10 protein-coding genes and 1 pseudogene (1 of these 11 cut by a window edge) are annotated in these 12,314 nt (G+C 66.0%); 7 read left to right on the top strand and 4 right to left on the bottom strand.

Annotation, left to right across the window (positions count from 1 at the left end):
- Nucleotides 1-46: 46 nt before the first annotated feature.
- The 3 genes from N0D28_RS07340 to N0D28_RS07330 are packed head-to-tail and all read right to left on the bottom strand — an operon-like array spanning nucleotide 47 to nucleotide 3,050.
- Entirely contained in the window at nucleotides 47-1,702 is a 1,656-nt protein-coding gene (locus tag N0D28_RS07340; RefSeq protein WP_260561710.1) for an acyl-CoA carboxylase subunit beta, read from the bottom strand.
- The gene (locus N0D28_RS07335; RefSeq protein ID WP_260561709.1) at nucleotides 1,699-2,175 is read right to left on the bottom strand and encodes a MaoC family dehydratase; all 477 of its coding nucleotides are present in this window, start codon (nucleotides 2,173-2,175) and stop codon (nucleotides 1,699-1,701) included. The genes N0D28_RS07340 and N0D28_RS07335 overlap by 4 nt, the downstream gene beginning before the upstream one ends.
- The gene (locus tag N0D28_RS07330) at nucleotides 2,172-3,050 is read right to left on the bottom strand and encodes an HpcH/HpaI aldolase/citrate lyase family protein (RefSeq protein ID WP_260561708.1); all 879 of its coding nucleotides are present in this window, start codon (nucleotides 3,048-3,050) and stop codon (nucleotides 2,172-2,174) included. The genes N0D28_RS07335 and N0D28_RS07330 overlap by 4 nt, the downstream gene beginning before the upstream one ends.
- Nucleotides 3,051-3,185: 135 nt before the next feature.
- Between N0D28_RS07330 and N0D28_RS07325 the strand changes: the two genes are divergently transcribed.
- The 3 genes from N0D28_RS07325 (at nucleotide 3,186) to N0D28_RS07315 (ending at nucleotide 5,706) form a co-directional block, all read left to right on the top strand.
- Nucleotides 3,186-3,818: a TetR/AcrR family transcriptional regulator gene (locus N0D28_RS07325; RefSeq protein WP_260561707.1), complete on the top strand. Its 633-nt coding sequence runs from the start codon at nucleotides 3,186-3,188 to the stop codon at nucleotides 3,816-3,818.
- Between the two features lie 6 nt (nucleotides 3,819-3,824).
- The gene (locus tag N0D28_RS07320; RefSeq protein ID WP_260561706.1) at nucleotides 3,825-4,730 is read left to right on the top strand and encodes a metallophosphoesterase; all 906 of its coding nucleotides are present in this window, start codon (nucleotides 3,825-3,827) and stop codon (nucleotides 4,728-4,730) included.
- A gap of 70 nt (nucleotides 4,731-4,800) precedes the next feature.
- Entirely contained in the window at nucleotides 4,801-5,706 is a 906-nt protein-coding gene (locus tag N0D28_RS07315) for a metallophosphoesterase (protein WP_260561705.1), read from the top strand.
- Between the two features lie 22 nt (nucleotides 5,707-5,728).
- Here the strand turns inward: N0D28_RS07315 and tnpC are convergent, their stop codons facing one another.
- Nucleotides 5,729-7,078: an IS66 family transposase gene (tnpC, locus tag N0D28_RS07310; protein WP_260561822.1), complete on the bottom strand. Its 1,350-nt coding sequence runs from the start codon at nucleotides 7,076-7,078 to the stop codon at nucleotides 5,729-5,731.
- A 342-nt stretch (nucleotides 7,079-7,420) separates the two neighbouring features.
- Between tnpC and N0D28_RS15660 the strand changes: the two are divergent.
- The 4 genes and pseudogenes from N0D28_RS15660 to N0D28_RS07290 all read left to right on the top strand — a co-directional run.
- Nucleotides 7,421-7,660, top strand: a pseudogene (locus N0D28_RS15660) (GNAT family N-acetyltransferase); the annotation flags it as partial.
- A 164-nt stretch (nucleotides 7,661-7,824) separates the two neighbouring features.
- Nucleotides 7,825-9,315 (top strand): amidohydrolase, encoded by a 1,491-nt coding sequence (locus N0D28_RS07300; protein WP_260561703.1) that lies wholly within the window; start codon nucleotides 7,825-7,827, stop codon nucleotides 9,313-9,315.
- 89 nt (nucleotides 9,316-9,404) lie between these two features.
- Nucleotides 9,405-12,209: an ATP-binding protein gene (locus tag N0D28_RS07295; protein ID WP_260561702.1), complete on the top strand. Its 2,805-nt coding sequence runs from the start codon at nucleotides 9,405-9,407 to the stop codon at nucleotides 12,207-12,209.
- 38 nt (nucleotides 12,210-12,247) lie between these two features.
- A protein-coding gene (locus N0D28_RS07290) for a hypothetical protein (RefSeq protein ID WP_260561701.1) crosses the window boundary here: on the top strand, nucleotides 12,248-12,314 show its 5' portion. Its footprint extends 122 nt past the window's final position; only the first 67 of its 189 coding nucleotides appear in the window; its start codon is at nucleotides 12,248-12,250; the stop codon falls past the right edge of the window.

Here is a 12,314-nt window from a genome sequence, read left to right as displayed (position 1 = left end):
CCTTGTGTGGGAAACGAAGGGCAATCGCTAACGCTCACTGACCCCTTCACACCTGAAACACCCCCACCTTGAATTCCTCCGTCTTGGCCTGCCCCGCGCAGACTTCCAGGGCACGAATCAGGCGCTGGCGGGTGTCGCCGGGCTTGATGATCTCGTCGACCCACAATCGGGAAGCGGCGTAGCGCGGGTCGAGTTCGGTGTCGTACTTGCCCTTGACCTCGTTGTAGAGCCGCAAAAGCTCCTCATCGTCGGGTTCGTGGCCGCTACGTTTGAGGGCGGCCAGCTGAATATCGAGCAAAGTCTTGGCCGCCGCGTTGCCGCTCATCACGGCGTATTTGGCGCTGGGCCAGGCAAAGATGAAGCGCGGGCCAAAGGCCTTGCCGTTCATGGCATAGTTACCAGCCCCGAAACTTCCGCCGGTAATCAGGGTGAGTTTGGGCACCACCGAGTTGCTCACGGCGTTGACCAGCTTGGCCCCGCGCCGGATGATGCCTTCCTGCTCCGAGTCGCGGCCCACCATGAAGCCGGTCACGTCGGATAAGAAAATGAGGGGCGTTCCGGCCTGGTTGGCGTCCAGAATGAAGCGGGCGGCCTTGTCGGCGCTGTCGCCGTAAATGACGCCGCCGACCTCAATGCGGGTCCGCAGACCCGGTTCGCCGCCCGCCTTGAGCTTCTTCTTGATGACGGTGCGCTGGTTGGCGACATACGCCACCGGATAACCACCCAGCCGCGCGAAGCCGCACACCAGTGTCTCACCGTACTCGGCTTTGAACTCCTGAAAGCTACTCTCACCCGTGTCGGTCACGTCGCTGATGGCCGCAATGAGGTCGCGCACGTCGTAGGGCTTGCCGGAGTCGAAGGCCACCAGATCGGTCAGGTCTTTCTGAGTCGGGGGCAGGGCTTCCCTGCGCCGCCTGGCCCAGCCCGCCACGTTGACCTCGGCGTAGAGGTCGGCCAGCGAGCGCAGGCGCTTGATGGCCGCGTCGTCGTCGGGTTCGCGGTAATCCACCGTTCCGGCAATCTGGGCGTGCATGGCCGCGCCGCCGAGGTCTTCCGAGTCCACCGTCTGCCCGATGGCGGCCTTCACCAGCGCCGGTCCAGCCAGGTACAACCCGCTCCCCTCGGTCATGATCAGCGTGTCGCACATCACCGGCAGATACGCCCCGCCCGCCACGCAGTTGCCCATGATGGCGGCGAGCTGCGGAATTCCGGCGGCACTCATCCGGGCATTCAGGTAAAAGACCCGCCCGAAGTCGTCCTGGTCGGGGAAAATTTCATCCTGCATCGGCAGATACACACCCGCCGAGTCGACGAGGTACATCACCGGCAAATGATTTTCGAAGGCAATGGTTTGCGCCCGAATGACTTTCTTGGCGGTGATCGGAAAGAACGCGCCCGCCTTGACGGTGGCGTCGTTGGCGATCATCATCCAGGGCCGCCCATGCACCATGCCTATACCCGTCACCGTGCCGCCGCTAGGGCAGCCACCGACGTCGGTGTACATTTCCCACCCGGCAAACGTCATCAGCTCGTCAAATGGGGTGCCTTCATCGATGAGACGGCTGATGCGCTCGCGGGCGGTCAGGCGGTTTTTGTCGTGCTGGCGCTGCTGGGCCTTGGGGCCGCCGCCGAGCCGAACCTGGGCGGCGTCAGCATCAAAGCGGGTCAGGGCGTCTTGCCAGAGGCTGGTGGTCTGGGTCATGAGGATTCCTTATTTGCAGGTTGTTTTTGCATTAGGGCGCTACGCCGACACTGCGCCACCAGTTCGCCGCGCTGATTGAAGGCGCGGTGCTCGAAGGTGACGATTCCAGCCTCCGGGCGCGACTTCGATTCCCGCCGAGTTACCACTTCACTCTCAGCGTGAATGGTGTCGCCGTGCTTGACAGGTTTGGGAAAACTGATCTCGGAAAAGCCCAGATTGGCGACCAGCGTGCCCAGTGTCAGCTCGTAGACGCTCAGGCCGACGAGCAAACTCAGTGTCAGCATGGAGTTGACCAGGCGCTCCCCGAACTCGGTCTGGGCGGCGTACTCGGCGTCCAGGTGGAGCGGCTGGGGGTTCATAGTCAGGGTGGTGAACAGCACATTGTCAGCCTCGGTAATGGTGCGGGTGACGTAATGCTGAACCACCGCGCCGACGGGCAGTTCTTCAAAGTACTTGCCGGGCGGACGGATCACGCCTCCACTTCCGCGCTCGCCAAGACCGCTCTGGCCCGAACGAGCATCGGCGCATCCACCATCTGGCCCTCGAAGGCAATCACGCCGCGCCCCTCCTGCTGCCCTTCCTCATAAGCGGCCAGCAGCGCCCAGGCCCGCTTAATCTCCTCCGGCGAGGGGCTGAACACTTCATGCGCCAGCGCCACCTGAGCTGGATGAATGCACAGCTTGCCGCCGTAGCCGAGCGAGCGGCCCAGTTGGGCGTCCTGAAAGAAGGCGTCGTCGTCGCGCAACTTGGTGACCACGATGTCGAAGGCTGCTACCCCCGCCAGCCGGGCAAGCATTGCCACCCGCGAGCGCGGATACAGCACTTCCAGGCCCGCCTCCGTCCGCACGCCGCCCAGATCGGCCACGTAATCCTCAGCGCCGAAATAGACCGAGGTGACTGCACCTTTGCCTGGGCCTTGCAGCAGTTCGGCAGCGTTCTCCACTCCAGCCACCGTTTCCAGTCCGGCCATAATCTGCAAGTGCTTCAGGCCCCGGGCCTTAAACTGCGCCACCGCTTCTTCAAGCTCGGCGACGCGTTCCAGTTTGGGCAGCACGACTCCGACCAGCGTCGGCGTCAGGGCGGCCAGGTCGCCTACGAAGTAAGGTGAGTGAACGGCGTTGAGGCGCAGATACACCGCCTGCTCGGGATGATGGACCGAGAGCCAGGTCTGGGCTTCCATCGCCACGTTTCTGGCCTGCTGCTTGGCGTCCGGATTGTCCGGCACAGCGTCTTCCAGGTCCAGAATCGCCAGATCGGGGCGGCTGCGTGGCAATTTTTGCAGGACCCCGAGCTGGTTACCGGGAGCAAACAGGGCACTTCTGAAGCGTAGACGGGGGGGCGAACTCATGACAACTCCTCAACGATGAACGGGCTATGAATATTCAACCGCCCGGTCGGATTTTTGGTAGCCTGAGCCTAACACGGCGCAGCGAGTGGGCGCTAGGGGCAGGTGATGAGCGTGCGGGAAAGACGATCAGAGAGTGTGAAGGTGCAGCAAAAGGTGGAGGCCCGCCGCCGCGAGATCTACGCTGCCGCCGCCGAACTGTTCAGCACGCAGGGCTACCGCGCCGCGTCCATGCGCGAACTGGCCGCCGCACTGGGCCTCAGCAAGGCCACTCTCTACCACTATGTCCAGAGCAAGGAAGAACTCCTGACCCTCCTTTACACCGAAGTGATCGCTGAAAACACCGCCATCATGCAGGCAGTGATCGACCTCGGCCTCAGCGCCGCCGAGACACTGCGCGAGGTTCTGGTGCAGCGGGTCATCTACACCACTACCCACCAGCGCCTGCTACGGGTCTTTTATGAAGAAGAACTGGAATTGCCTCCTGCTGTCAGCAGCCCGATGCGCCAGGAGAGGGGGCACTACGAACAGATTTTGCTCGGCGTGGTGCAGCGCGGACTCGTTGAGGGCGCACTGGCCTCGCCGGTTTCGGCCCAGATGACGGTGAATATCCTGCTGGGGGCCGTCAACTGGACGTACCGCTGGTACAAGCCGGGCGGGCCGCTCTCGCCGCGCCAGTTTGCCGAGGGGGTGGCGGGGACGGTGCTGGGGGGCGTCCTGTCTCCCCACTGGGCCTCAGGCGCGCCTTCTCACCCTGATCCTTTACCCTGAACGGCGATGCCGCTGACCCGCCGCCAATTTCTCGATCTCACCTTCAAGCGCGCCGCACTGGGCACAGCAGGATTCGGCATCCTGGCAGGCGGGGCAGGACTGGCCCAGGCATATGCGCCCGCACAACTCAACACCCACCGCGCCGGGTTACGTGGCCTGACCCGGCCCGTGCGGGTGCTGCTGCTGGCCGATCTGCACTACGGCCCACTGATCGGCCTCGGTCAGGTGCGCGGCTGGATCGACAAAGCGCTGAGCGCCCGCGCCGACGTGATCTTGCTGCTGGGCGACTTCGTGGACGTGGACCTGAGCGCTCAGCTGCCCCACGCCTTCCTGGACGAGCTGGGGCGCTTGAGTGCACCGCTGGGCGTCTGGGGGGTCTGGGGCAATCACGATTACAGTTCGTTTGGCCTGCTCTCTGAGCCGAACACCTGGCCCCGGCAGCGAGACGCTCTGACGGCAGAGCTGGCCCAGCGCCGCATCCGGATTTTGTGCAACGAGGGCGCGATGCTGCGGCCCGACTTGTTTCTGGGCGGTGTGGACGATGTGTGGGGCGGGGTTCCCGATGTGCCCGCCGCCGTGCGGGGCGCTCTGACCGGGGCAGCCAGAATGGTGATGAGCCACAACCCCGATGTTCTGGCCGACGCTCCGCCCCTGTTCGATTTGATGCTCAGCGGCCACACCCACGGCGGCCAGGTGCGCTTGCCGCTGGTGGGTGCCCTGGTAGTGCCAAGTCGGTATGGCCAGCGCTTTGCGCAGGGCTGGATCGAGGGCGGCGCGGCGCAAAGCCCCGGGTCTAAGCCTGAGTTGGCCCCACGCGGCTTCGTCAGCCGGGGCCTGGGCCTGACCACCATTCCTTTACGCAATCTCTGCCCCAGCGAAATCGTGATGCTCGACCTTCATCCGGCAGGCTGAGTCGCCTGGCCTGACGCCCATTGACCCCTCTCCCACTTCACCCAGCCGCCAGACGCTACCCTGGGTGCCTATGCTCGCCGTTCGTTCGCTGCTTTCCCTGGTGGGGGGCACCCTCGGGTTTTCCTACATCAACGCCTACCGCTATCGGGTGCTGAATCAGAAGTTCGCGCTGAACGGCCTGACCCGGCCCCTGCGGGTGGTGCAACTCTCGGATTTGCACTACGGCAACTGGATCGGGCGCGGCTCGGTGCGGCGCTGGGTGGCCTCGGCGATGGAGCAGCAGGCCGATCTGATTGTCATCACCGGCGACTTCCTCGACAGCAGCGTCTCGTACCGGCCTACGGGCACGCTGATCCGTGAACTGTCGAAGCTGAAAGCCCCGCTGGGCGTCTTCGGCGTCTTCGGCAACCACGACTGGACCAGCCTCAACACCCAACCGGTGCGCGCCCGCTTTGCGCGGCAACTCGGCGAGGCGGGCATCCGGGTCATCAACAACGCGGGCGTGCAACTGCGCGACGACCTCTATCTGTGCGGCATCGACGACTGGTGGTTCGGCAGCCAGGACCTGAAATGCACCCTTCAGGATAAGACCGGCGGAGCCACCTTGATGCTCTCGCACAACCCCGACTTTCTGCCGAATGTACCGGAGGGCGTGGGCCTGACCCTCTGCGGCCACACCCACGGCGGCCAGGTGCGGCTACCGTTCCTGGGGCCGGTCAAGCAGGCCAGTTTGTATGGCACCCGCTTTCTGGAAGGCTGGGTGGAAACGCAGCCCGAACCCCCCAGCGCCGCCGAGCCGACCATCGAGCCTGCCGAGTCGCGCCTGATCCGGGGGTTTGTGACGCACGGCCTGGGCGTCACCGGCCTGCCGATCCGCTTCAACTGCCCGGCGGAACTGGTTGTTTTCGATCTGGAGCCGGAAAGTGCCGGTGACAAGGCCGCCAAAGCGCAGCAGACCGCCCCGCCCGCGCCGTAAAGCTTAAGCCAGACGTAACTACTCAGCAGCAAAAACTAGGCATAATGATTTCACTGCGAAACACGCTGACGAGGCCATGCCAGACGTTCAATCCCTGCTTGTGGAGCGTCGAGATGTCACTCCGGATACGGGCGAAGTGCTGGCCGCCCTCCTTGGATCGGAAGCCCCCAGAGACCTTGCGTTTAACGCACCACGGCCTGATGTCCCGTTCGGCCTGATTGTTGTCAAAAGGCACACCTTCGTCGTGGAGGAAGCGCAGCACCGCCTCGCGGTGCTGCTGGCACCTCAGGGCCAGGTTGCGGCCTGGTGTCTGTTTCGTTCGGCCTCGTCTCCCAGGGACCGGAGGTGCTGGAGGATTGGCCTTCAGTCCAGCGTCCAGCAGGGCATCGAACTGCTGTTCGAAGGCGATCACGAGGTCGGGAGTGATCGTCCCATCCTTCTGCTGGTGGTACACCAGGCGCAGCGCGTCTCGCAGCTCTCCCGCCCATACTTGAGCGTGATGCTCGGCGAGGCCACGCAGTTCGCGCAGCAGGTGTGCCCCGCAGAGTGCGTGTTTCGCGGAGAGCTTGAAAGACGTGCTCCAGGCGTCGTGCATCAGGATGCCCTTGAACTGCGGCAGGACATTCATGGCTTCCAGCGCGGCGAAGCCCCGCTGGGAATGCTGGCCATCCAGGGTGAGCTGCGCGCAGCTCACGACATGCATCCACTGCAGCTTGCCGTTGACCTTGCTGCCGGTCTCATCGGCGTGCAGGACGGGTTGATTGAGCAGCGCGGCTTTGAGCTGTGTCTCGAAGTCGATGAGGCGGTCAGCAGCCAATTGGAGGTTCAGGACAATGGTGCCTTCACTGGGATGCGCTCCACACAACGCTTCGAGGATCTCCGTGGTGCGTTCCAGCGGTATGAAGTGTGCCGCATTCAGGGAGACCGCCAGCCCATGAACCCGAGACCCGTACTGAACCCGGCCGGGAACGTCGTCAGGGAAGGATGCGTGCTGGCGGTGCCGACACCCTGGGCAGACCTTGACGTCCGCGCGGTACTCGGTCACCTGCAAACGCAGCTCTGGCAGGTCCATGACCTGCCGTGCTACGTGCCCTTGGGCACTGACGCTCTCCCACGCGTGTCCACAGGCGCAATATCCGGTCAACGGTAAGGAGACGACCTCATCCACGTGCTCCGCCATCTTGAGGGTCTTACCGACATGACCACGTTGAGCGCCAGAAGACCGGCCGGTCTTCTGGCGCTCACTCTTGGGTACCCACGGCTTGTCTTTGCTCGGTGGTTGACTGGACGTCGTGCTGTCCTGTGCCAACCGGGCCTCGAGGTCCCGGAGCCGTCCGAGCAACTGAGCCACCTGCGCTTCGAGTTCACGAATCCGGGCCTCAAGGCGCTCACAGTTGGGACAGGGAACTTCGCAGATGTCCAACTGTAGCAAGGAGACTGAGCTACCTCGCTGAGTAGTTACAGCCAGACAGCAGATGCGCTGCTGACCAGCCCAGACTGAAGGCATGAGCCCTGAAGGGATAATCACCGCTGCGCCCGCTGCCAGACTGTTCGACCCTGACGCCGTCACACCCGCCAAGCGCCTCGCCGTCGCTCAACTGATATCCGAGTGCTTCGCGTTCGTTTATCCAGAAGACCCCCCACTCATCCCCGAACAGGAAGCGCTGAGTCTGGGGTTTGTCACACCGGGCGAGAAGGTGGAGCAGTTTGCCGTATGGGAGGGAGACAGCGCTGGCCTGGGGCCGCCTGGGAAGAACAGCTCAGCGCCCAGGGCGAGGTCTGTTGGACGGCGGCGGTGGAAGACACCCGCAGCGGCGAGCTGGTCGGCTACAGCGAGATGTACTGGTCACCGCTGCGGGCCGCCGCGCTGCATCAGGGCGCAACCGCCGTTCGCCCTTCGGCGCGCGGGCAGGGACTGGGCAAGTGGCTCAAGGCCGCATTGACGCGCCAGGTCGCCTCGGCGTGTCCCGGCGCGAGTTGGGTTCGCACCGGCAACGCCAACGAGAACGCCGCCATGCTCGGCAATGCGGCGCTGGGCTTTGCGCCCTGGGCTGAGACGACCGAGTGGCAGCTCAAGCTCTCTCCTCTCGCCTGATCCACTGCGCTAGCCTCTACGGTATGGCTTTCCAGACCCTGATCCTGGCCCACATCCTGACACAAGACGACGCCCAGCCCGCTGCCGAGGCGGTACTGGTGGAGGCCGGGCGGGTGCAGGCCGTCGGTCTCCGCGCGGACCTGCAGGCGCTGGCTCCACGCGCCGAGGTCCTCGATCACCGTGACCTGCTGCTGACACCGGGGCTGTGTGACGCCCACATCCACCTGGTCGCCTACGGCTTCTCGCTCTCGCAGCTTGGTCTGCACGGTGCCCGCAGCGTGGCCGAGGTCGCCGCACGGGTCGCCCAGCGCGCCGCCAACACGCCTCCCGGCACCTGGATTCGCGGCGGGGGCTTTTTGATGTCCGAACTGGGCCTCAGCGACTACCCCACCGCCGAGATGCTCGATGCCGTGAGCCAGCACCACCCGGTGCTGCTGTACTCACGCGACCTGCACCTGGCCTGGGCCAACAGCCTGGCGCTGCGGCTGGCCGGGGTGGGTGCCGCCACGCCCGACCCAGCGGGCGGCCAGATCGTGCGTCCACTCGGCAGCCTGCTGGAAAGCGCCACCGAACTCGTGGCCCGCGCCGTGCCGGAGCCGGGCGAGGCCCAGACACTGGCGGCGGCCAGGGCCGGGGCCGACGATCTGGCCGGACGCGGCTACGTCAGCGCGCACACCATGGGCTACGAGGGACCACAGGCCCCCAGAGCGCTGCAAAGCCTGGCCGCCAGGGGTGAGCTGCCGCTGCGGATCTGGGCCTGCCTGCCGCACGAACGCTTACCGGAAGCACCCGAGCTGATCAGGCAGAACAGCGACCTGTTTCAGTTCGGTGGGGTCAAGTTCTTCGCCGACGGGGCGCTGGGGAGCCGCACCGCCTGGCTGCACGCGCCGGGCTTCGCCGACGGCAGCGGCACTGGCATCGCCCTCGACTCGCCTGAGCTGATCCGTGAGCGGGGCCGTCAGGCGCTGGCCCTCGGTCTGGTGCCGGTCACGCACGCCATCGGGGACCGGGCCAATACCGAGGTGCTGGACGCCTACGACGATTTGCGCGATCTGGCGCGGCAGCGCGGTGTGAGGCTCAGGATCGAGCACGCCCAGCACCTGCGGCCCGCCGACATCCCGCGCTTCGGCGGCCTCACCGCCAGTGTCCAGCCGATTCATTTGCAGGGCGACGCGGCCATGATTTCAAACCTGCTGCCGCAGCACGCGCAGACCAGTTACGCTTTCAAATCGCTCAAGGCAGCAGGCGCGCTACTGGTTTTCGGCTCCGACGCCCCGGTGGCCCCGCCAGACGTGCGGGCCAGCTTCGCGGCCGCCACGACCCGTGTGGGAGACGACGGCACTCGCCTTGCCCCGGATGAAGCGCTGAGCCTGGAAGAAACGCTGTGGGCTTTCACGCGCGGCCCCGCCATCGCCGCTGGCTGGGACGACGAAGGCATCGTGCGGGCGGGCGCACGGGCGGCTTTTACCTTGTGGGACAGCCTGGGTGGTCATGCGCGGACGCTCTTGCCATAACGCCTGCGCCGAGCGGCGATATGGCAGCCAGTTAAAGAGAGTGTGAATTATCCAACGCCGCCCGGCGCTGAGACTTCATAAGCTGGAGTATGACCACCTGGCCAGTTGCCCTCACCACCGGGCAAGCAACCCACGACACTGTCCCCGTCCCGACACTGACAGTCCAGACGCTGGGCGTGCCGCGCATCTGGGTGGCAAGTGAGCTGTGCACTCTGAGCGGCAAGAGCCTGGCCCTGTTGGTGTATCTGGCCCTGGAGGGACCGGTGCACCGCGACCTGCTGACCGAACTGCTGTGGACCGAGAAAGCCGGGCAGGGCGCGCGCGGCAACCTGCGCCAGGAACTTTACCGACTGCGCAGCAAACTACCGGGCAGTTGGCTGCGCGTCGAGGGCGACTGGGTAGAGGTGCGCGGAGCTGAGGTGGACGCCTTGCAGCTCCGTGCCCACCTGGCCGCTGGCCGCTGGGAGGCTGCCGCCGGGCGGGTGGGCGGCGAATTTCTGGTGGGCCTGACCCCTCCCGCCGCAGACGGCTTCAGTGAGTGGCGCGAGCAGCAGGCGGCGCAGTGGCGCGAGGAAAGTCTGCGGGCACTGGGTGGGTGGGCCGCCGAACTCGAAGGCCAGGGTGAGTACCGGGCGGCGCTGGCCGTGCATGAGCGGGGCTGCGCCCTCGACGACTTCAGCGAAGCGCACCAGCAGGGCGTCATCCGGCTGCAGCTGGTGCTGGGCGAGCGCGAGGCCGCCTTGCAGCGGGCCAACGCCTTTAGCGCCCTGCTCCGCCGCGAACTGGGCACGGCTCCCAGCCAGGCGATTCAGCGGCTCACCGAGCTGGCCCAGATTTCGCCCAACGCCGCACCACTCCCACTCACGGGCCGAGAGGACGCCCTCTACGTCCTCTCGCACGCCCGGCTCTCGCTGATTCTGGGCGAGGCGGGCATCGGCAAAACCCGGCTGTGCGCCGCCGCCGCGCCGAGGCCAGGCCTGACGTTGCGGGGGCTGGCCGATCTCAGCGGCATTCCCTACGCACCGCTGGCTGAGGCGCTCAGTGCCCACAGCGCAAAGTGGCCACCGTCAGGCAGTCTGGCCCGCAGCGCCATGCTGCGACTGTTGGCCGCCGAGGACGCGGGGAGCACGCCGCCCCTACCGGAAGACCGTGCCCTATTTGTCCGGCTGCTGGGCGAGGTACTGGGAACAGTACTCGGCAGCGGCGCATTGGTGGTCGAGGATCTGCACTGGCTCGATCCTGGCACGCTGGCCGTGGTGGCGCACCATATCCGCCACGGCCCCGGTGGCCCGGCAGCGGGGCGCGTGATCATGACTGCCCGGCCCGGAGAATTGCAGACCAGAGCCGATCTGAACGTCATACTCGACGCTCTAGGCCGCGACCAGCCGCTGACCCGCGTGCAGATCGCCGAACTCAGCGAGCCGCAGTTGCGCCAGCTCACCCAGCAGATGGTCGGCCACGACGCGCCGCTGTTCTCGCAGCGCCTCCACCGGGCCACCGCCGGGAACCCGCTGTTTATTCTGGAAACACTGCGCGATCTGCGCGAGCGCGGCGAACTGCGCCAGATCGCCGGACTGTGGCAGACACCCTACGACGACAGCACGGTGGACTACGCCGAGATCCTCACACCGCCGAGCGTCCACGCCGCCATCCACGAGCGACTCTCACGGCTGGGTGAGGGCAGCCGCCGCGCCCTGCAAGCGGCAGCCCTCAGCAGCGAGGCGCTCAGCCCCGCCCAGATCGCCGAGGTCAGCGGCCTCAGCGAGTGGGACACGGTGGAAGCGCTGGAGCAGGCGCAGGCCGCCAGACTGATCACAGCAGTGGACGGCAGGTACTCGTTCGGCCATGAGCTGTACCGCCGCGCTACCGCAGAGGGCGTGGTGGGTGCGCGGCGGCAAACGCTGCACCGATCACTGGCCCGCATGCTGGAGCGAACGGGTGCCCAGCCCGCCCGCATTGCCGAACATCTGGAGGCCGCGCTTGAGCGCCGGGAAGCCTGGCCCAGATGGCGCGAAGCGGGCCAGCGCGCCGCGCGACTGTTCGCCTACGCCAAGGCCAGCGACTACTTCCGGCGTGCCCTGGCGTGCGACCCTGCCGACGCTGACGCTTTTGAACTGCTGACCGAACAAGCCGAGCTGCTGCGCCACGTTGACGATCAGGCCGCCCGTCTGAAAGCACTGGAGCGTCTGCGCGCCCTGGCCGACACCCTCGGCGATCCGGAGCGCCAGGCCGAGGCAGCCATCCGCTTGGCCTCGTACTCCACCGAGCAAGACGACTATGCCGGGGCGGTGCAGGTGGCCCTGATGACACTGGAAGCGGTGCAGGCGGTGCTCAGCCCCGATCGCCAGGCCGCACTGCTGCTGGAAGCGGGAGCGGCGCTGGCCTGTCAGGACAATCACGCCGAGGCCCTGACCCGGCTGGGCCAAGCACTGGCCCTGACCGCGCCCGGCACGCCGCTCAGCACCAGTCCCCGCCACGCCAACATCCTATACTGGATGGGCCACTGCGCCGGGCAGCAGGGCGATCTCCAGACCGCCGCCCAGCATTACCGGGCCGCTCTGTTGAGCCTGTCGCCCAGCCACCTGACACGGGGCCGGGTGCTGACCTTATGGAAACTGGGTCAGTTCGAAACCCGCCTGGGCCAGTGGACAGTTGCCCTCGAACACCTGTCCCTGGCCGAACACGAATCCCGAACGCTGGACTCGCCACCGCTGCGCTTGCTGTGCCTGACGGCTCTGGGCGAATGGGAGTTGTTGCAGGGCCATATCGAAAAAGCCCTGCGCCTGGCTGCCGACGCCCAGCAACTCAGCGCCCACAGCCACGACAGCGAGGGGCGCGAGGCGCTGGCCCACCTCCTTATGCAACTGCACGAGCGCGGCTTGACGCCCACTTGACGCCCCCTGTCTTAAGGTCATCTGGGAGGTCAGAAAGGATGCCGCAACCAGAGCAGATGTTGCAAGAAGCCCGGCGCTACACCCTGGACATTCAGCGCCCGGTGG

Source organism: Deinococcus rubellus, assembly GCF_025244745.1.
GTDB lineage: Bacteria > Deinococcota > Deinococci > Deinococcales > Deinococcaceae > Deinococcus > Deinococcus rubellus.
This window is presented reverse-complemented; position numbering and strand designations above follow the sequence as displayed.